The sequence below is a fragment of the Pseudomonas sp. SDO52101_S400 genome (assembly GCF_054071635.1).
On sequence record NZ_JBSVWF010000001.1, the window covers coordinates 12280 to 31824 of the forward strand.

Genomic DNA, 19545 nt, shown 5'->3' on the forward strand with positions numbered 1-19545 from the left:
ATCCGGCGGGCGTGCGGAGTGACGCAGCTTGGAGCGGCTCAGGGCCATGGGGAGATTGACGATGCGATTCATGCGCGGCCCCTGTGAAAGAGGGCGCACAGTGCAGAGACGTTCAACGATTCTGATTGTTGTAGTGACGTGCTCATGACGCGTGTTTCCGTTGGCGGAAAACGTCGGCGGCGGGAGTGTCCCGCCATGCCGGTGTGGCTGGATAGTAAGGGGGAATTCCCGGATAAGTAAACGCCTGATTCCGAAGGGCGTGGCGAGCCCCCGGTTCAGCGCAACAGGTGAAACCCCAGTCCGACGAGGGCGCAAACGATCAACACCTCGATCACCCCGCGCTTGAAAACAAACAGCCCGAGGGTCGCCGCCAGCGCTAGCAACAGCGCAAAAAAATCAGGCTGTGCGGCAAAACCCTTGGGCCAGAACACATGGTAAGCAAAGAAACACGCCAGGTTCAGGATCACCCCGACCACCGCCGCCGTGATCGCCGTCAGCGGTGCGGTGAACTTCAATTCGTTGTGGGTCGACTCCACCAGCGGCCCGCCGGCGAGGATGAACAGAAACGAAGGCAGGAAGGTGAACCAGGTCACCAGCGTCGCCGCCAGCGCACCGGCGGCAAACGCATGTTCCGGGCCGAACGTCGGTTGCACATAAGCCCCGACGAACCCGACGAACGCCACCACCATGATCAGCGGACCCGGCGTGGTTTCACCCAGGGCCAGGCCGTCGATCATTTGCGTCGGGGTCAGCCAGCCGTAATGCCCGACCGCGCCTTGATACACGTAGGGCAACACCGCGTAGGCACCGCCGAAAGTCAGCAGCGCCGCTTTGGTGAAGAACCAGCCCATCTGCGTGAAAGTCCCGTTCCAGCCGAAGCATGCGGCCAGCAACGCCATCGGCAGACACCACAACAGTGCGCCGACCAGCACCAGACGCAGCAGCCTCGGCAGGCTGAACCGGGCATGTTCAGGCGGTGGCGTGTCGTCATCGACCAACGCCGGGCCGAAGGACTTTTCGCTGCCACGATGACCGCCATTGTTGAACCGCTGAGGCGCCCAGCGTCCGCCCAAATAGCCGATCACTGCTGCACCAAGCACGATCAGCGGAAATGGTACGTTGAAGGCGAAGATCGCCACGAACGCCGCCCCGGCAATCGCCCACAGCCAACCGTTTTTCAAGGCCCGCGAACCGATGCGATGGGCCGCATGCAACACAATCGCGGTCACTGCGGGTTTGATCCCGTAAAACACCCCGGCCACCACCGGCACGTCGCCGAACGCTATGTACACCCAGGACAGGGCAATCAGAATCAGCAGCGAAGGCAACACAAACAGCGCACCGGCCAGCACGCCGCCTCGGGTTCGGTGCAGCAACCAGCCGATATAGGTCGCCAGTTGCTGGGCCTCCGGGCCGGGCAGCAACATGCAGTAGTTGAGCGCATGCAGGAAACGTCGCTCGGAGATCCAGCGCCGGTGCTCCACCAGTTCCTGATGCATGATCGCGATCTGCCCGGCGGGGCCGCCGAAGCCGATGCAGCCGAGTTTGAGCCAGAAGGGCCAGGCTTGGCGCAGGGTGATGGGGTGTGGGCGGGGCAAATCCTTTGGCGTTTGGCTCAAGTGTGGCTCCCGGATTGGTTATTGTCGGAGCGGCTATCTAATCAGGATTTTATGAATTTGTGGGGTCTGCCTTGCCCTCACCCCAGCCCTCCCGAAACGTCGGACCGCCCGGAGGGAGAGGGAGCCGACCGAGTTGTCTTGCGTTATACATCGACCTGAAGAATCGAGTCGATTATGGATTCAACGCCATGCATTCAGGCCAGTATCCGGATTCAGTCCTATCCGTTCAGACCGGCATCCGGATTCAACACTATACGTTCAGGTCGGCGCATTGCTGAAATATCCCCCAATCGGTTCCCTCTCCCTCCGGGAGAGGGCTAGGGTGAGGGCCTTTCGATCGTCAGGCATGCGCCAAACTCCAGCGAACCGCCGCATTCTGATCACTTTCCCGCGCCTCAACCCAATGCGAACCCTCAGGCGTCGTCTCACGCTTCCAGAACGGCGCACGGGTCTTCAGCACATCCATGATGAACGCGCAGGCCTCGAACGCCGCATGCCGATGTTTGCTGCTGACGCCAACAAACACGATCGGCTCGGTCACCGACAGCGCGCCGACCCGATGCACAATCTCCACCGCCAACAGTGGCCAGCGCTCCCGGGCCTGGTCGGCGATCTGCTCCAGAGCCTTTTCGGTCATGCCCGGATAGTGCTCCAGAAACAGTTCGTTAACCGTTTGGCCGACATTCAGATCACGCACGTAACCGATGAAGTTCACCACCGCGCCCACCCGTGGATTGCGTGCATGCAGGTCGGCAATCAACTGACCGGCATCGAAGTTTTTGCGCTGGACTCGAACACCCATGCCTCAACCCCCGGTGACTGGCGGGAAAAACGCGATCTCGTCGAAGTCTTCGATGGCCTGATCCGGCTGGCACAACTCCTGATTCACCGCACACATCAGATTGCCGGCGCCGAGCACTTCACGCCAGAGATCTCCCCGCGCCATCAGCAGTTGCCGCACATCCTCGACACACGCGAGGGTTTCGCTGGCCGGAATTTTTTCACCGCCCAGATTGAGCCGGTCACGGTAGCTGGCGAAGTAGTTGATCAGAATCATTGCGGGTTCTCCCATTGAAAGTGGCCGGAGCGGCCGCCCTGTTTGCTCAGCAGGCGGATGTCGCCGATGACCATCGCCCGGTCCACCGCTTTGCACATGTCATAGATCGTCAGCGCGGCGACGCTGGCGGCGGTCAGGGCCTCGAGTTCGACGCCGGTCTGGCCCGTGAGGCGGCAAGTGCTGGTGATTTGCACGCGGTCCGGCTCGCAGGCCTTGAGCTCGACGTGGATCGAACTGAGCAGCAGCGCATGGCACAGCGGAATCAACTCATGGGTGCGCTTGGCTGCCTGAATCCCGGCGATCCGCGCCACAGCGAACACATCGCCCTTGGGGTGGCCGTTGGACTGGATCATTTGCAGGGTTTCCGGGCGCATCTGCACCCAGGCCTGGGCGGTGGCTTCGCGGCGCGTCGCGGCTTTGTCGCTGACGTCGACCATATTGGCGCGGCCCTGATCGTCGAGGTGGGTGAGGGTATCGCTCATGCGGTGTGCTCCTGGATCGGGCTGTAGATTCGGGGGGCGTTGCGGTGTGGGACGTGGATCAGGTTCAGGCGGTGCTTGAGCGCCCAGCGCACCGTCAGTGCAGTAGGGGCGGACAGGCTGACGAGGGTGCCGAGGCGGGCGCGCACGGCTTTGTGGATCAGTTCGAGGCTGCATCGGCTGGTGACCACGACGAAGCCCTGACGCGCATCGAGGCCTTCGAATTGCAGGGCGCCGATCAGTTTGTCGAGGGCGTTGTGGCGGCCGATGTCTTCGCGGCACAGCAGCGCTTCGCCGTCGGCGTCGAAGTACAACGCCGCGTGCAGGGCGCCGCTGCTGCGGGCCAGTTGCTGGGCCTGCTCGATGCGCTGGCGGATGCCGTCGAAATGCGCGGCCGGTGGCAGCGGTGTCGGCGTCAGGATCTCCAGTTGCGGCAGCGCCTGTTCAAGGGCTTCCACGCCGCAGAGGCCGCAACCGCTGGTGCCGGCCATTTGCCGGCGATGATCTTTCAGGGCCCAGAACGCGCGGCTGGAAATCTGCACGTCGGCCTGGCAGGCCTGGTCGAAGTGGGTCAGGCGAATGTCATGGATATCATCGAGGCTGTCGACGATGGCATTGCTCAGGCTGAAGCCGCGAATGAAGTCCTCGATGTTGCCCGGCGAGACCATCATCACGGCCTGATTCAAGCCGTTGTAGCTGATGGCCAGTGCGATCTCCGCCGCCAGGGCCGCGTGGGACACAGGCGCGTCGTCGAGGTATTCGCGGTAAGCCACTGGCGAAGGTTGTGGCGCGGGGGCGTTGGCGTCGCCCGGTTCGATGAGTTGTTCAACTTGGCACAGCATCTTGAAAGTCCCCGAAGCGCTGAAGTGGGTTCAGGCTACGGGGCAGTGAAAAAAGCGTCCAATCGCTTGTTCCGATGCAGTGATTGGATTGGTCGATGACCGCATGCGGACCTGAAGTCGTTGCACCGAAGTGCAACGTTTCAGGTTACTTCGGAAGGGTTAAACGGCTGGCGCCTCGATCCCGAACATCTTCCGCGCCTCGGCAAAACACTTCTCGGCGATCGCCGAGCGGGGTTCGGTCTTGCGCATCACCAGCCCCAACGGCGCGAGCACGCTGGCATCCGGCAGGTTGATGAAGGCCAGGTGTTCGATCGGCTCCTGCAGACCACTGTCCAGCGGCATGATCGAGCAGCAAAAGCCCTGGTGAATCGCCTGCAGCAGTTGGTAGGTCGAATCGCTTTCCATGATCGGCTGCGGATTGAGCCCGCGACTGCGGAAACTCAGGTCGATGGATTTGCGGTAATGCATGCCGGTGGTGATCATCCCCAGCGGCAATTCGGCGGCGTCTTCCCAACTCATTTCCGGGCCTTCGAAATGGAAGTGGCGGGTGTCGTAAAGCAGGCCGACGCGGGTTTCGCCGATCTCGAAGAAGTCGAAATAGTTCGGGTTGACGTGATCCAGATAACACACGCCCAGGTCCAGCTGATTGTTGCCCAGGCCTTCGATAATCTCGTTGGAGCTCAGCGACGACAGGCTGTATTTCAGTTCCGGATAGATTGCGGACAAACCCTGAATGTAATTGACCGGATTGAAGTTGCTCAGCGGCACCAGCCCCAGGCGCAGGCTGCCAACCAGTTGCCCGCGGCAGGCCGCGGCTTCGGCGAACAACCCGTCGTGGGCGGCCAGCAGGGTGCGGGCCCAGGCCAGTACGCGCTCACCGGCCTGGGTGAAACCTTCAAAGCGCTGGCCGCGATTGACCAGCACCAGATCCAGTTCGTCTTCCAGATTGCGCAGGCGCATTGACAGGGTCGGCTGGGTGATGTGGCAGCGCGCGGCGGCCTGGCCGAAGTGGCGGGTTTCGTCCAGCGCGATCAGGAACTTGAGTTGTTTGATGTCCACGATGGCACCTGCTCGATTGGGAATTTTGATTGAGTATTGACGCAGATGCGTACGGCGCACGGAAAGCGCAGGGGGTGACGATCCCATTGATCGCGTTTTACGTCCAATCGGAAGCGTTTAAGAGGCTATCGAGGGTTTCGATGATGGCCGGTTTCATTGGCTCTGACCGTGGTCGGAGTGTTTAGAAAAGTGACCGATAGATCGGGTCGATAGTGCGGTTGGTTAGAGTGATTAGACAGTCTTGATAAGTGCCACTTAGGCTCTGGCCCAATTGAATTGGCGAATGCCGGAGAGTGTCATGAGTGTTAAAGCGGATGCCTTGTTTGTTCCCTTGAATATTGCCGTGCTGACGGTCAGCGATACCCGCGATTACGCCAGCGATACCTCCGGCCAGTTGCTGGTCAGCCGTCTGCTGGAAGCTGGCCACACGTTGAGCGAACGCAATCTGCTCAAGGACGACCTGTACAAGATCCGCGCCCAGGTCGCGCACTGGATTGCCGACGACAACATCCAGGTGGTCCTGATCACCGGCGGCACCGGTTTCACCGGGCGCGACAGTACTCCGGAAGCGGTGGCTTGCCTGCTGGACAAACAGATCGACGGTTTCGGCGAACTGTTCCGCGCCATCTCGATTCTCGACATCGGCACCTCGACCGTCCAAAGCCGTGCGCTGGCGGGCCTGTCCAACGGCACGCTGGTGTGCTGCCTGCCGGGCTCCACCGGCGCATGCCGCACGGCGTGGGAAGGCATCCTCGCCGAGCAACTGGACAACCGTCACCGCCCGTGCAACTTCGTCCCGCACCTCAAACCGGTGCAAGCCTGCGGGCCACGGGGATGAGCAAGGCTGCGTTGATGCCGGTCGAGGAGGCCCTCGACCAGTTGCTGGCGATGGCCAATGAACAACGTCTGCCGGACAGTGAATCGGTGCCGCTCAATGAGGCACGCGGGCGAGTATTGGCCAGCGATCTGGTCGCCACCCTCGACCTGCCGCCATGGCCGAACAGTGCCATGGACGGCTACGCCTTGAACCTCGCCGATCTGCACCGCCAGCCATTGAGCGTGTCGCAGCGGGTCTATGCCGGGCTGGCGCCTGATGCGTTACTGCCGGGCACTTGCGCACGGATTTTCACTGGCGCGCCATTACCGTCGGGCGCCAATTGCGTGGAGATGCAGGAAAACGTCGAAGTGCTGGAGGACGGCCGAGTACGATTCCTGCAACCGCTGAAGATCGGCCAGAACATCCGTGCCCAGGGCCAGGAAAACCGCGTCGGCGACACTCTGCTGCGTGCCGGAAAACGCCTCGGCCCGTTCGAACTGGCGGTGGCTGCGGGGCAGGGCATGACCCACCTGCCGGTAGTGCGCCGCCCACGAGTGGCATTGCTGTCGACCGGTGATGAGCTGGTGGAACCGGGTCAGCCCCTGCGTCCCGGCAGCATCTACAACAGCAATCGCACCTTGCTCGACCATTGGTTGCGCGAACTGGGCTGCGAGGTGATCGACGCCGGGATTCTTCCGGATCGCCCGGCACAAACGCGGCTCAAGCTTGAGCAACTGCAAGTGGCAGCCGATCTGATTCTGACCACGGGTGGCGTCTCCGCCGGCGATGCCGATTGCCTCGGTCAGGTGCTGCGCGACAATGGCAAGCCGCTGCTGTGGAAGCTTGCGATCAAACCCGGCAAGCCGCTGACGGTCGGGCATTTCGGCAACGTGCCGGTAATCGGTCTGCCGGGCAATCCGACCTCGGCGCTGGTGACCTTCGGCTTGCTGGCGCGCCCGTACCTGCTGCGCATTCAAGGCGTGGAAGAGGTAATGCCGCTGAGCTTTACCGTCGACGCCGGATTCGACTGGCCGAAACCCGGCAGCCGTCGCGAATACTTGCGGGTGCGCCTGGAGGGCGGGCAGGCGGCGCTGTATCCGAATCAGAGTTCCGGGGTCCTGCTCGGCGCGACCTGGGCTGACGGGCTGGTGGAGATCCCGGAGAACAGCACGCTGCGAATGGGTGATCCACTGCGCTTCATTCCGTTCAGCGAGCTGTTCTGAGCACGATCAACAAACTGTCGAAGACTGGGGGCGGCTACCGGGTCAATTTCAGTCGTTCGTGCCATTGGGCAATGGATTCTTCCGGGTAGACCTCGAACTGCTGATCCCTGACGCTTGCCTGCACTTCGACCCACGGTGCCTTGGAGCCAAGCATCAGATGGGTGTGTTCCGGCGGCACCGGCAACGGCGTGTCGATGGCCGAGGCGAACGGGTGGATCAGCTCCGGCCATTCCGGGCTGAACAGCCACAGACCGCTGCCGCACAACGAACAGAAGTGTCGTTCGGCGGAGCTGCGATGGGCGCGTTTATCGCCTTCGTCCTTCATCTTCGCGTGATAAATCGTGATGTGCTTGCGCCCGCGAACCTTGAGGCTGGCCGCGTCGCCGCCGAGGTTGATCGCATAACCGCCACCGCCCTGGGTCTTGCGGCAGATCGAGCAGTAACAGCGCTGATAAGGGTAGGGGTGGGCGCTGTCGAGGGTGAATGAAACCGCGCCGCAGTGGCAGGAACCTTCGAGGTGCATGAGTGGCCTCCGGTGGGTTTTGTCGGTGCGGTTCAGCCTAGAAGAGATGGGGTGAAAGTGCTGCCGCCATCGCGAGCAGGCTCGCTCCCACAGTTGGAACGCATTTCAAGTGTGGGAGCGGGCTTGCTCGCGAAGAACGATAACGCGGTGTAACTGGACGCCCGCGAAAAGCCCGGTCAGCATGGCGCAAAAAATCGGGATCAAAACCCATGCGCCGACTACCTTCCCTGGCCGCCCTGCGAACCTTCGAATGCGCCGCCCGCCACGCGCATTTCGGCCGCGCCGCCGCCGAGCTGTGCGTCACCGACAGCGCCGTCAGTCATCAGATTCGCCAGCTCGAAGAACAACTGGGCGTGTCGCTGTTCATCCGCGAGGGCCGGCAGATCCGCCCGACCATCGCCGCCGGGCGCCTGATGCAAAGCCTGCAACAGGCCTTCGAGCTGATCGGCGATGCCTGCGACGAGTTGCGCGATCCATCCTCCCTCGCCGTGTTGCGGCTGGCGGTGACGGCGGAGTTGGCGCAGAAGTGGCTGATGAGCCGTCTCACCGATTTCTACGCGCGTTATCCGCACATCACCTTGCACCTTTACGAACAACCGATCGACGCCACGGCCCCCGGCGAGGACATCGACCTGGCGATCACCTACGGCACGGGCCCGGCGGACAGCAGTGCGTATTTCGTCCGTCCGTTGCCGGCGTTGCAGTTCTTCCCGGTGTGCAGCCCCGGCCTGTTCAACCAGGGCAACCTGAAAACCCCGAAGGACCTGGCCCGCCATTGCCTGTTGCACGACGATCAGGACGGCAAGACCTGGACCGCGTGGCTGACCAGTCATGCCGGCGACCTGCGCCCGGAGCGCCAGTTGTATTTCGCCCACGCCGGCCTGGCTTTGGAAGCGGCGGCGCAAGGGCAGGGCGTGGCGATGGGCGACAACCTCACCGCGCAGGAGGATTTGCAGAGCGGGCGTCTGGTGCGCCCGTTCACTTCCAGCATGACCGCGCTGGGCCAATACGCGCTGGTCTGCGAACGGGTGCGGCTGGAGCGTCCGGCGGTGGCGCAGATGCTGGAATGGTTCAACGATCAATTGGCGGATTGATGAGTTGAATTCAACTGTTCCGAAATAATCATCGTTGGCGGGCCGACCGCCAGCGACCGTAGCCTGAGGTCATTCCCATCCCGATGACGAGGTTTGACCATGGCGCGTTTGCTCGACACCACCCCGAAACAGGACGGCTTCCGTCTGCCCGGCGAATTCGAAGCCAAGTCCGGTTGCTGGCTCGGCTGGCCGGAGCGCACCGACGTCTGGCGCAACGGCGCCAAGCCTGCGCAGAAGGTCTGGGTGCAGATTGTCACCGCGATCTCCCACAGCGAGCCGGTGACGGTCTGCGCTTCGGCCTCCCAGTTCGCCACCGCCCGCCGCCAGTTGCCGCCGCAAGTACGCGTGGTGGAGATGACCTGCAACGACACCTGGTTTCGCGACAGCGGCCCATGCTTCGTGGTCAACGACCAGAGCGGTGAAGTGCGTGGCGTCGATTTTGAATTCAATGCCTACGGCGGCCTCGATGGCGGGCTCTACTACCCGTGGGACAAGGACGATCAGATCGCCAGCAAGATCCTCGAAATCGAACGCTTCGACCGCTATCGCGCCCCGCTGATTGCCGAACTCGGCGGCATTCAGAGCGACGGCCAGGGCAGCATCCTGACCACCGAGCAATGCCTGCTCAACCGCAATCGCAACCAGCACCTGGGCAAGGACGAAGTGACCCGCCGGCTGACCGACTATCTTGGCGCCGAGCAAGTGATCTGGCTGCCACGCGGTTGCAAGTTCGACGAAACCGACGGCCATGTCGACGACCTCGCGTGCTTCGTCCGGCCCGGCGAAGTGGTGCTGCAATGGACCGACAACCGTGACGACCCGCAATGGGAAATCTATCAGGAGGCCTACGACATCCTGCGCAGCACTCGCGACAGTCGTGGCCGCGAACTGATCGTGCACAAGCTGCCGCAACCGGACGTGCTGGAGTGGACCGCCGAAGAAGCCGAAGGCCTCGATCAGCAGGACAGCACCCACATCCGTCAGGCTGGCACCAAGATCTGCGCGTCGTACATCAACTACTACGCCGGCAACAGCTCGATCGTGGTGCCGCTGTTCGGTGATCGCAACGATCAGGTGGCGCTGGCGACCCTCGCCGAACTGTTCCCGCAGCACAAGATCGTCGGCATCGAAAACTCCCGGGAAATCCTGCTCGGTGGCGGCAACGTCGCGTGCATCACCATGCCGCAATACGCCGGCCAGAAAAAAGGAGCCTGACCATGGGCCTGCACAAACTGAGTAAAGCGTTATTGCTGGTGCTTGCACCCCTGTGTGTGCAGGCTGCCGAAACGGCGCAACCGGTGGTCAACCTGTACATCTGGGGCGAGTATCTGGCTCCGGACACCCTGAAAAATTTCGAGGCGAAGACCGGGATTCGGGTGGTCGCCGATCACTTCGATTCACTGGAAACCGTCGAGACCAAACTGCTCACCGGCCGCAGCGGCTACGACCTGGTGCTGACCGCCGGCCAGCACCTGTCGCGGGCCATCGAGAGCGGCGCGATCCAGACGTTGAACAAGCAGCAGCTCCCGCACTTTGCCGGAGTCGGCGACGAATTCCGTCAGCACATGGCGGTGTTCGATCCGGGCAACCGTTACGCCGGGATCTATGCCTGGGGCACCACCGGCGTCGGTTATCAGGAAGAGGCGGTGAAGCAGCGACTGCCGGAGGCGCCGAGGGATAGCTGGGCGATGCTGTTCGATCCGGCGGTAGTGTCGAAATTCGCCGATTGCGGGGTGAGCCTGCTTAACGATCCGAACGAAGTGTTCGCGGCGGTCATGAAATACATGGGCCTGGACATCAACCGTCAGAGCCTCGATGACCTGAAACTCGCCGAGCAACAACTGGCGAAGATCCGCCCCTACATCCGCTACTTCGACAATGACCTGAATATCAGCGACCTGGCCAACGGCAATACTTGCGTGGCGATGTCGTGGAACGGCAACGTTGCGATTGCGGCGGGCCAGGCTGAAGCGGCGAAAAAACCGTTCAAGTTGAATTACCGGATTCCGAAGGAGGGCACGTTGATCTGGTTCGATGCCATGGTCATTCCCAAGGATGCACCGCACCCCGAGGCCGGGTTGGCATTGATGGATTACTTGATGACACCCGAGGTGATCGCGCCGATCACCGATACCATTCATTACGCCAATGCGATTACGGCGGCGGACGGGTTGATCGATCCGGCGATTCGTAATGATCCGGGGACGTATCCGCCGGAGGCGGTGAGGGCTTCGTTGTATAGCAAGAATGATAATGGGAAGGTGTTTAATCGGGCTTTGATTCGGGCGTTCAGCAAGCTCAAGTCTGGTCTCTGAAAAGCCAACCCTCACCCCAGCCCTCTCCCGGAGGGAGAGGGGGCCGACCGAAGTGTCTTTCGTCATACATCGACCTGAAAGTCCGAGTCGATTATGGATTCACCAAAGTATTGGCAACTATGGATTCACTAACTTCTTGGCGACTATGGATTCACAGTTGCTGTGTCAGGTCGGCGTACTTCTTAAGCATCCCCGAATCGGTCCCCTCTCCCCCCGGGAGAGGGTTAGGGTGAGGGGCTTTTCGGAACCCGCCACAAATACCAAGCCGCCACCGTCCGAAACGGACTCCACCCCAACCCAATCTCAATCATCTCCCTGCGCGCAGGCTGCACCTCCAGCCCCTTCAACCGCCGATACCCCTCGCGCACGCCAAAGTCATCAGCCGGCAGAATATCCGGCCGCTCCAGGCTATAAATCAGCAACATTTCGACAGTCCAGCGCCCAACCCCACGCAGACTGACCAACCGCTCGATCAGCGCCTCATCCTCCATCGCCAGCGCAGTCGGGTAATCCGGCACCACACCGTCCAGAGTCGCCCGGGCAATCCCCTGAATCGTCGCAATCTTGCCCGCCGAAAACCCGCAACTGCGCAACCGGTCGAAGTCCGTAGCCAGAACTTGCTCCGGACGCGGAAACGTCTGCCCGGGAAACAATCCCACCAGCCGCCCCACAATCGCATCGCCAGCCTTGGCATGCAGTTGCTGATAGGCAATCGCCCGCACCAGCGATTCATAGGGATCGCGCGCCGGGTGCGGCTGATGCAGGCAAGGGCCGACTGCCGCGATATGGCGCTGCCAGTCGTCGTCGAGGCTGGCCAGAAACTCGCTGGCCGGTTGGTAGGGATCGGGCATGGCTTACTTCAGCAGACCGTTGACTTCGCCATAGGTGAACGCCTTGAGGTCATGGGTGTCGAGCTTGCCGGTGGCGAGAAAGCTTTTCACCAGTGAGCCCATGGCGCCGTAGAGAAATTCGGCGATGCCGGAGCCGGCGCTCAGGCGGCGCACGCCGAGGGTTTTCAACTCATCGGGGGAGGGCAGGCAAGCGAAACCGAGGACGTTGACCGGCAGTGATGTGCCCTTGCAGATGGCTTCGATTTCGTAGGCGGATGTCACCCCGGCAGCGAACAGCCCATCGGCCCCGGCCGCTTGATAAAGCGCGGCGCGACGCAAGGTTTCGGCGACGCGATCCTCGGCCGGCACCAGGCTTTTGAGGTAAACGTCGGTGCGGGCATTGATGAACAGCTTCACATTGCGCTTGTCGGCAACTTGCCGCGCGACTTCGATCTTGCGTGCCAGCAGTTCCGGCGTGCCGCTGCCGTCTTCGATGTTGATCCCGACCGCGCCGGCGGCGACAACCGCATCGATGACCTCGGCGACCCGCTCGAGGTCATCGGAATAACCGGCTTCGATGTCCACGCTCAACGGCACCTGGATGACACGGGCAATCGACTCCACGGTGCTGACCAAACGCTCCAGCGGCAGGGTGTTGCCATCCGGATAACCGTGGGCCCAGGCAACAGCAGCGCTGCTGGTGGCGACGGCTTTGCCGCCCAACTGTTCGACCAGTCGCGCACCCGTGGCGTCGGCGACGTTGGTCAGGATCAGCAGGCCATCGTGGTGCAACTGGTGAAACTGTGTGTCGAGCGCGTTCATCGAGATCCCTTCTTGTCGGTTTGTCAAAAAGCCAGCGGTTGCGTCAGTTGCACGGCGGCGTTTTCCAGCCGGAGCAAAAACGCCTTGCGCGGTTGCCCGCCACCATAGCCGGTCAGTGAGCCGTCCGCACCGATCACCCGATGGCAAGGCACCACGATCGACAGCCGATTGTGACCGTTGGCCAACCCCACCGCCCGACTGGCCCCGGGCTTGCCCAGCCGTGCGGCGATGGTGCCGTAGGTGCTGGTGTGGCCGTAGGGGATTTGCTGCAGCTCGGCCCAGACCTGCCGGGCAAACTCGCTGCCCGGCAGATGCAGCGGCACGCTGAACTCGCTCAGTTTGCCGGCGAAGTACAGCGCCAGTTCGTTTTCGATCTGCTGCAAATGCGCGTTGTGCCCCGGGGCGACCACGTAGCCGTAGCGGTTTTGCAGCTCTTCGACTTCGCGGGTCAGCGCCGGGCGGTCGAGAAATTCCAGCAGCACCAGCCCGCGTCGTTCGGCCATGGCGATCATCGGCCCCAGCGGCGTGGTCAGGCGGGTGAACAGCAGCGGCTCGCTGGCCGCTGCGCGCCCCGGCGTGATGTGGAACGACTTCTGAAACGCATCGCGAAAGCCGCTGAGGGATTCATATCCGGAGTCGAACGCCGCATGGTCGATGGAGGTGCCTTGCTTGATCCCGCCCAACGCCACGCCGAGCCGACGGGTGCGCAGCCACGTGTGAAAGGTCATGCCGAAATGCTGCTTGAACCAGCGCCGCAGCTTCAGCGGCTCGATGCCTTCGGCGAGCAACTGCGCATCGCTCCAGCGCAGCTCCGGATCGGCGTCGACTGCCTTCAATAGGCGTTGCACCCAGTCCGGGGCGATAGCGGCCGCGTCCAGCGGTTTGCAGCGCAGACAGGCGCGGTAGCCGGCGGACAGGCAGTCGTCAGCGTGGGCGAAGAACTCGACGTTTTCCGGTTTCGGTTTGCGCGCCGTGCAGGTAGGGCGGCAAAAGATCCCGGTGGTTTTCACGGCCGTGAAGAACACGCCTTCATAGGCAGTGTCGCTTGCGAGCATGGCGCGAACCATTTCGGCGTGAGGGGGCAGGACAGCGGTCTGTATGTTCATGGGCCGAGGATAAAACCAGTTATTCGATGGCTCCACCGAAAAATCGACAGTGAATTTTCGGGCCGCTGCACTACAGTGATCGGGTCGCTACAACTCGGGAATTGACTGTATGCCACCGTTCACGATTCACCACATCGATCACATCGTGCTGCGCGTTGCCGATCTGCAACGCAGCATCGATTTCTACGACCGGGTCTTCGGCGCCGAAGTGGTCAAGCGCAACGAAAAGTTCGGCCTGGTACACCTGCGCGCCGGCACGTCGATGATCGATCTGGTCGACCTCGACGGCGAAATCGGCCGCAAGGGCGGCGCCGCGGCCGGCAGCGAACGGCGCAATGTCGATCACTTCTGCCTGCGCATCGAGCCGTTCGATGAAGAGGCTTTGATCAGCCACCTGCAATCCTGTGGTCTGACCGTCGACAAAGCCGCCACCCGTTTCGGCGCCGAGGGCAACGGCCTGTCGTTGTACTGCTTCGATCCGGACGGCAATCAGGTCGAACTCAAAGGCCCGTCCGAGGCTTAGGCCCGTTTGGCCATCAGCAACACCGAAGCCGCCGCCGACAGCAGCCCCGCGCAGCAACGATTGAAGATCCGCTTGCCGCGCGGCTCGGCGAACCAGCGGCGCATGTGCAGGCCCATGTAGGCGTAGGCGCTGATGGCGATCCATTCCAGCAGCAGGAAAAGTACGCCCAGCAGCATGAATTGCGGGGTGATGGCGCGGGCCGGGTCGACGAATTGCGGCAGGAAAGCGGTGAAGATCAGTATTGCCTTGGGATTGCCAGCGGCCACAAGGAATTCCTGACGCGCCAGTGCCAGCAGGCCGCTCGCCGGCGCTGCAACGGCGTCTTCGGCAGCAGGATTGGCCCGCCACAGCTGCCACGCCAGATACAACAGATACGCCGCACCAATGATCTTGATCCCATAGAACAACAACTCGGACGTTTGCAGCACCACCGCCAGCCCCGCCGCCGCGAGGGCGATCATCCCGGCGAACGCCAGCAATCGGCCGATCCCGGCCACACAGGCGCGACGATAGCCATAACGAGTGGCGTTGCTGACCGACAGCAGATTGTTCGGCCCCGGTGCCATGTTCAGGGCAAAACAGGCGGGCAGGAACAGGGAAAGGGTGGCGAGATCCATGGTGCGGGCTCCGGTGACGGGAGCGCTGTTTTTATCACGCGATCGCACGAGCCCGAACCGTACAGTCATGCAGCAGTGTCGCGGTACAGCGACTATCGGGAGTGAATCCGTTCGAACTTTCTGCCGCCCGGTCAACTCTGAATTCGTCACAGGGTGATGAATTCACCATAAAAAACCATCTGCCGGGTCAGAAACTGCAATTGCCGTGTAAGCTTTCGCGCCATGCTTTTCCATTCCCCCATGGCCGCAGGCGGCCCACTGTACGAGCGACCTACATGCAAGCAAAGGCCCGTGAGGTTCATGTGCCACCGGTACTGCAAGATCTGCGGGCCGGCACCGCCAAACTGCACATTGCACTGGAAAAACGCCTTCCTTTTTTCTCTGAATCTCTTGATCTGCACGCTTTCGGGCGACTGATGCGCGCCTATTACGGCTTCTACCAGCCACTGGAAGCCGCATTGCAGGACAGCGGCGCGATCCCCGCCGATTTCGACCTGACTTCGCGCCTCAAGGCGCCGACCCTGCAGCGAGATCTGCAAGCGTTGGGCGCAAACGGCGAGGAGTTTGCGGTCTGCCGCCAGTTACCCTTCATCGACTCCGGGGCCGCCTGCCTCGGCGTGTTGTACGTCCTCGAAGGCGCGACCCTTGGCGGGCAGATCCTGCGCCGGGAAATCGCTACGCGGCTGAGTCTCGGCGCGGACAACGGCGCAGCGTTTCTCGACATCTACGGCGCCGCCACCGGCCGGCGCTGGCGCGATTTCATCGAATACCTGGGCAGCCGCCCGATGGACGCCGACGAGCGTGAAGCCGTCGTGGCGGCCGCCCACACCACATTCAGCTGTTTCGAGCGCTGGCTCGAAAGCCAGGAGGTTCTGGTATGACCCCGCAAGACAAAGAAGCCTTTGAAGAGTTGCTGGCCAACTGCGCCGACGAACCGATCCGCTTTCCCGGCGCGATCCAGCCTCACGGTCTGCTGTTGACCCTGAGCGAACCGGACCTTTCGATCATCCAGATCAGCGCCAACGTCGAGACGTTGCTCGCGCGCCCGGCGCAGGAACTGATCGGCCAGCCTCTGCAAAGCCTGATCGGCGATCTCCACGCCGCGCAGGTTCGAGAGGCGTTGCAGCAGGCGACCTTGTCCGATGCGCCGCCGCTGCACTTTCGCCTTAATGGCACGGCGTTCGAAGGCTTGCTGCATCGGTATCAGTACGTGCTGATCCTGGAGCTGGAAATCCACGTTGAAAACTTCCAGCCACGCAACGTTGCGGGCACCGAAACCCACCTGGGGCGGATGCTCGCGCGCTTGCAAAAGGCCCAGAGCCTGCAGGCGCTGTACGACATCAGCGTCAAGGAAATCCAGGCCATGACCGGTTACGACCGGGTGCTGATCTATCGCTTTGAAGAGGAGGGCCACGGCCAGGTCATCGCCGAAGCGTCCGATCCGTCGATGGAGGTCTTCAACGGATTATTCTTCCCCGCGTCCGACATCCCCGAACAAGCCCGCGAGCTGTATCGCACCAACTGGCTGCGGATCATCCCGAATGCCGACTACCAACCGGTGCCGCTGGTACCCAGGTTGCGCCCGGACACCCAGACCCCGCTGGACCTGAGCTTCGCGACGTTGCGCAGCGTGTCGCCGATCCACTGTCAGTACATGAAGAACATGGGTGTGCTGTCGTCGATGAGCATCTCCCTGCTCAAGGGCGACCGGCTCTGGGGCCTGATCAGTTGCGGCAACCGTCAGCCGTTGCACGTGCCCCATGAATTGCGCACTGCGTGCCAGACCATTGGCCAGGTGCTGTCGCTGCAGATCAGTGCAATGGAAGCGCTGGAAGTCAGCCGTCAACGGGAGGAAAAGGTCGAGGCGCTGGCGTTGCTCAATCAAGCGATGATCGACTCGCCGCAGAATGTCTTCGATGGCCTGGCCAACCAGCCGCAAGTTCTGATGGCGCTGGCCAATGCCGGTGGCATAGCGATCATCGAAGACAAACAATTGCACCGTTACGGCAATTGCCCGGAACCGGAAGAGATTCGTGCCCTGCACAAGTGGTTGCAGGAACGCGGCGAGCCAGTGTTTGCCAGTCATCACCTGGCCAGCGTCTATCCGCCGGCTACGCAGTATCAGCAGGTCGCCAGCGGCGTGCTCGCCATGAGCCTGCCTAAGCCGGTGGACAACGGCGTGCTGTGGTTTCGCCCCGAAGTCAAAGAGAACATCAACTGGAGCGGCGACCCGCGCAAACCGCTGGACCTGGAAAACTCCGACGGCGGTCTGCGCCTGCGGCCGCGTACTTCGTTCGAAATCTGGAAAGTCGAGATGGCCGGGATTTCCACCAAGTGGAGCCACGGCGATCTGTTCGCCGCCAACGACCTGCGCCGCTCGGCACTGGAAAACGACCTGGCCCGCCAGGTTCGCCGCGAGCAGGAAGCGGTGCGCGCCCGCGATGAGCTGGTGGCGGTGGTGTCCCACGACCTGCGCAATCCGATGACGGTGATTTCCATGCTGTGCGGCATGATGCAAAAGGCTTTCAGCTCAGACGGACCGCACACTTCGCGGCGCATTTCCACCGCCATCGACACCATGCAGCAAGCGGCCGGGCGCATGAACACGTTGCTGGAAGACTTGCTCGACACCTCGAAAATCGATGCCGGGCGCTACACCATCGCGCCGCAGAAACTCGATGTTGCGCAGATGTTCGAAGAAGCCCAATCGCTGCTCGCGCCGCTGGCACTGGACAAGGACATCAGCATCTCGTTCGAGGCTGATCCCGATCTGAGCATCCATGCCGATCCTGAGCGGTTGTTTCAGGTGTTGTCGAACCTGGTGGGCAACGCGATCAAGTTCACCCCGCGCCTGGGCACGGTAGGCGTGCATGCCAAGTCAGTCGGCGATGAAATCGTCTTCACCGTGCGCGACAGCGGCGAAGGTATTCCCAAGGAGCATTTGCCGCACGTTTTTGACCGTTACTGGACGGTGAAGGAAGGCAACCCGACCGGCACCGGGCTGGGCCTGTACATCACGCAGGGCATCGTTGAAGCCCATGGCGGGCGGATCGTGGCCGAGAGTGAGCCGGGGCAGGGCAGCGAATTCCGCTTCACCGTGCCGCGTCTGGACTGAGTACCGGTTCGCGGCGGGTGGCCTGCAACAGGGCCACCCATTCGGCGGCGAATCGATGGCAGTCGCCGGGCCAGCGGGCCGTCAGCAGTTGCCCGTCGCGCACCACAAAACCGATTTGCGAGTTCTCTGCCTTGTCGCGTTTGGCAATGAGCGGCCCGCGTATGAAGTCGGACTTGCGGGCCAGTGCGGTTTTCACTTCTGCCTCGACGGTTTGCTTGTAAGTGCGGTAGTAGCGCCCCAGCCACGCAGCGGTCATCAGCCACGCCGGCAACTCCATGGTTGCCGCGAGCAACGCCGTAACCTTGCGCCCGAACAACACCGAACGCCCGGTGTCGGGATCGAGCGTGCGTGCCGGCAACAACACGCCATGACACACCGCCGCCACGGGTTTTTCGGCCTTGAAAAATTGCAGGGCGATCTGCTGGGCCTGCGTGGACTCCAGCAGCGTGCGCATCCCCTTGGCATGACCGCCGGGAATCAATAGACCGTCGAACCGGGTCGTGTCGACATCGGCATACGCCAGCGGCTGGCGAAACGCCTCGGATTCGATCATCTGCGTGTAGCTGTCGAGGTCGGCTTTGCGCGTCATCAGCATCGAACTCAGCAGGCCGAAACCGATGTCCACCAGCCGTGCGTCGGCGTGGGCGGGCAAGCCTTGCGGCGTGGCAAAACGTACCTCGATGCCTGCGTTGCGCAATGCCTGCCAGGGCACGCTGCTTTCGGTGGGATCGTAATCGGCGGAGGGCAACAGAATCAGAATCATCGAGGGCAGACTTCCTGGTCGAGGGTGATCACAGAGTTACAGCGTAGTGGATCTGCCGACGCGGGGGTAATTTCGTTCAATACCGCCCGGTGTGTGCTGGCTACTGTGGGCGCCTTCTTCCTCGATTTGCAGCAGGTGTGCGATGAGTCTGATTGTTTCGATGGCGGCGTTTGCCCTCGCCGCGTCCATTACCCCGGGGCCGGTGAATATCGTGGCGTTGAGCTCCGGCGCGCAGTTCGGCTTTCGCGCCAGTCAGCGGCACGTGGCCGGAGCGACACTGGGGTTTGTGCTGTTGCTGGTTTTGATGGGGTTGGGGCTGCACGAAGTGCTGACACTGTGGCCGTCGCTGACCCGCGTGGTGCAACTGGCCGGGGTGGCGTTTTTGCTGTTCATGGCCTGGAAACTCGCCACCGATGACGGACGATTGAGTACCGGGGACGCCGGCCGCGCACCCTCGATGCTCTACGGCGCGGTCATGCAGTGGCTCAATCCCAAGGCCTGGCTGGCCTGCGTGGCGGGGATGGGCGCGTTTGTCGCCGATGGCGAGGCGCGGCTGGTGTGGCAGTTTGCGGCGGTGTATCTGGTGATCTGTTATCTGTCGGTGGGGTGCTGGGCGTATGCCGGGACGTTCTTGCGTGGGTATCTGGGCAACCCGGCAGGGATGCGCGTGTTCAACCGGCTGATGGCGTCGTTGCTGGCGGTGAGTGCGGGGTATCTGTTGCTGCCGTAAGCAAAAGGTAA

The 19545-nt window shown here is 62.2% G+C and carries 21 protein-coding genes; 9 read left to right on the plus strand and 12 right to left on the minus strand.

The window, feature by feature from the left end; all coding sequences use genetic code 11:
* Positions 1-275: 275 nt before the first annotated feature.
* The 6 genes from chrA to ACW9HX_RS00100 form a co-directional block, all read right to left on the minus strand.
* Positions 276-1619 carry a chromate efflux transporter gene (gene chrA, locus ACW9HX_RS00075; RefSeq protein WP_457378963.1) on the minus strand — a complete coding sequence of 448 codons (1344 nt, stop codon included), beginning with the start codon at positions 1617-1619 and terminating at the stop codon, positions 276-278.
* A gap of 340 nt (positions 1620-1959) precedes the next feature.
* Positions 1960-2421, minus strand: a complete 462-nt coding sequence (gene moaE / locus ACW9HX_RS00080; protein WP_457378964.1) for a molybdopterin synthase catalytic subunit MoaE — start codon at positions 2419-2421, stop codon at positions 1960-1962.
* 3 nt (positions 2422-2424) lie between these two features.
* Complete coding sequence (locus ACW9HX_RS00085; RefSeq protein WP_457378965.1) at positions 2425-2676, minus strand: MoaD/ThiS family protein; 252 nt, start codon at positions 2674-2676, stop codon at positions 2425-2427.
* Positions 2673-3158, minus strand: coding sequence for a cyclic pyranopterin monophosphate synthase MoaC (gene moaC, locus ACW9HX_RS00090; protein ID WP_085698780.1), 486 nt, complete (start codon positions 3156-3158; stop codon positions 2673-2675). Before moaC ends, ACW9HX_RS00085 begins: the two co-directional genes overlap by 4 nt.
* Positions 3155-3997 carry a formate dehydrogenase accessory sulfurtransferase FdhD gene (gene fdhD, locus ACW9HX_RS00095; protein WP_457378966.1) on the minus strand — a complete coding sequence of 281 codons (843 nt, stop codon included), beginning with the start codon at positions 3995-3997 and terminating at the stop codon, positions 3155-3157. Before fdhD ends, moaC begins: the two co-directional genes overlap by 4 nt.
* 159 nt (positions 3998-4156) lie before the next feature.
* The gene (locus ACW9HX_RS00100) at positions 4157-5056 is read right to left on the minus strand and encodes a LysR family transcriptional regulator (RefSeq protein WP_096820498.1); all 900 of its coding nucleotides are present in this window, start codon (positions 5054-5056) and stop codon (positions 4157-4159) included.
* A 298-nt stretch (positions 5057-5354) separates the two neighbouring features.
* Between ACW9HX_RS00100 and moaB the strand changes: the two genes are divergently transcribed.
* On the plus strand, positions 5355-5894 hold the full coding sequence (moaB, locus tag ACW9HX_RS00105) for a molybdenum cofactor biosynthesis protein B (RefSeq protein ID WP_065260324.1): 540 nt from the start codon (positions 5355-5357) through the stop codon (positions 5892-5894).
* Positions 5891-7096: a molybdopterin molybdotransferase MoeA gene (locus tag ACW9HX_RS00110; RefSeq protein ID WP_457378967.1), complete on the plus strand. Its 1206-nt coding sequence runs from the start codon at positions 5891-5893 to the stop codon at positions 7094-7096. The genes moaB and ACW9HX_RS00110 overlap by 4 nt, the downstream gene beginning before the upstream one ends.
* A gap of 34 nt (positions 7097-7130) precedes the next feature.
* Here the strand turns inward: ACW9HX_RS00110 and ACW9HX_RS00115 are convergent, their stop codons facing one another.
* Positions 7131-7619 carry a GFA family protein gene (locus ACW9HX_RS00115; protein ID WP_457378968.1) on the minus strand — a complete coding sequence of 163 codons (489 nt, stop codon included), beginning with the start codon at positions 7617-7619 and terminating at the stop codon, positions 7131-7133.
* A 209-nt stretch (positions 7620-7828) separates the two neighbouring features.
* On the opposite strand from ACW9HX_RS00115, the gene ACW9HX_RS00120 reads away from it, so the two are divergent.
* The 3 genes from ACW9HX_RS00120 to ACW9HX_RS00130 all read left to right on the plus strand — a co-directional run bounded on the left by ACW9HX_RS00120 (position 7829) and on the right by ACW9HX_RS00130 (position 11028).
* Positions 7829-8713 carry a LysR substrate-binding domain-containing protein gene (locus ACW9HX_RS00120; protein ID WP_457378969.1) on the plus strand — a complete coding sequence of 295 codons (885 nt, stop codon included), beginning with the start codon at positions 7829-7831 and terminating at the stop codon, positions 8711-8713.
* 99 nt (positions 8714-8812) lie between these two features.
* Positions 8813-9928, plus strand: a complete 1116-nt coding sequence (aguA, locus tag ACW9HX_RS00125) for an agmatine deiminase (protein ID WP_457378970.1) — start codon at positions 8813-8815, stop codon at positions 9926-9928.
* Positions 9929-9930: 2 nt separating this feature from the next.
* Positions 9931-11028, plus strand: coding sequence for an extracellular solute-binding protein (locus ACW9HX_RS00130; RefSeq protein WP_457378971.1), 1098 nt, complete (start codon positions 9931-9933; stop codon positions 11026-11028).
* Between the two features lie 224 nt (positions 11029-11252).
* On the opposite strand, the gene ACW9HX_RS00135 is transcribed toward ACW9HX_RS00130, so the two are convergent.
* From ACW9HX_RS00135 to ACW9HX_RS00145, 3 genes are read right to left on the minus strand one after another with little or no spacing between them, the layout of a single operon-like run.
* Positions 11253-11879, minus strand: coding sequence for a DNA-3-methyladenine glycosylase family protein (locus tag ACW9HX_RS00135; protein ID WP_457378972.1), 627 nt, complete (start codon positions 11877-11879; stop codon positions 11253-11255).
* A gap of 3 nt (positions 11880-11882) precedes the next feature.
* Positions 11883-12680 carry an isocitrate lyase/PEP mutase family protein gene (locus ACW9HX_RS00140; RefSeq protein WP_457378973.1) on the minus strand — a complete coding sequence of 266 codons (798 nt, stop codon included), beginning with the start codon at positions 12678-12680 and terminating at the stop codon, positions 11883-11885.
* Positions 12681-12703: 23 nt separating this feature from the next.
* Complete coding sequence (locus tag ACW9HX_RS00145; RefSeq protein ID WP_457378974.1) at positions 12704-13786, minus strand: bifunctional transcriptional activator/DNA repair enzyme AdaA; 1083 nt, start codon at positions 13784-13786, stop codon at positions 12704-12706.
* A gap of 109 nt (positions 13787-13895) precedes the next feature.
* Between ACW9HX_RS00145 and ACW9HX_RS00150 the strand changes: the two genes are divergently transcribed.
* Positions 13896-14309, plus strand: a complete 414-nt coding sequence (locus ACW9HX_RS00150) for a VOC family protein (RefSeq protein WP_423205382.1) — start codon at positions 13896-13898, stop codon at positions 14307-14309.
* On the opposite strand, the gene ACW9HX_RS00155 is transcribed toward ACW9HX_RS00150, so the two are convergent.
* Positions 14306-14926 (minus strand): LysE family translocator, encoded by a 621-nt coding sequence (locus tag ACW9HX_RS00155; RefSeq protein ID WP_457378975.1) that lies wholly within the window; start codon positions 14924-14926, stop codon positions 14306-14308. The two genes, ACW9HX_RS00150 and ACW9HX_RS00155, sit on opposite strands and share 4 nt — an antisense overlap.
* Positions 14927-15201: 275 nt before the next feature.
* Between ACW9HX_RS00155 and ACW9HX_RS00160 the strand changes: the two genes are divergently transcribed.
* Together ACW9HX_RS00160 and ACW9HX_RS00165 are read left to right on the plus strand one after the other, a co-directional pair.
* Positions 15202-15807, plus strand: coding sequence for a biliverdin-producing heme oxygenase (locus tag ACW9HX_RS00160; protein ID WP_457378976.1), 606 nt, complete (start codon positions 15202-15204; stop codon positions 15805-15807).
* The gene (locus tag ACW9HX_RS00165) at positions 15804-18041 is read left to right on the plus strand and encodes an ATP-binding protein (RefSeq protein ID WP_457378977.1); all 2238 of its coding nucleotides are present in this window, start codon (positions 15804-15806) and stop codon (positions 18039-18041) included. Before ACW9HX_RS00160 ends, ACW9HX_RS00165 begins: the two co-directional genes overlap by 4 nt.
* Here ACW9HX_RS00165 and ACW9HX_RS00170 read toward each other — a convergent pair.
* Entirely contained in the window at positions 18019-18804 is a 786-nt protein-coding gene (locus tag ACW9HX_RS00170) for a type 1 glutamine amidotransferase domain-containing protein (protein WP_457378978.1), read from the minus strand. The two genes, ACW9HX_RS00165 and ACW9HX_RS00170, sit on opposite strands and share 23 nt — an antisense overlap.
* Positions 18805-18946: 142 nt before the next feature.
* Here ACW9HX_RS00170 and ACW9HX_RS00175 point away from each other — a divergent pair, with 142 nt between their 5' ends.
* On the plus strand, positions 18947-19534 hold the full coding sequence (locus ACW9HX_RS00175; RefSeq protein ID WP_457378979.1) for a LysE family translocator: 588 nt from the start codon (positions 18947-18949) through the stop codon (positions 19532-19534).
* Positions 19535-19545 lie beyond the last annotated feature (11 nt).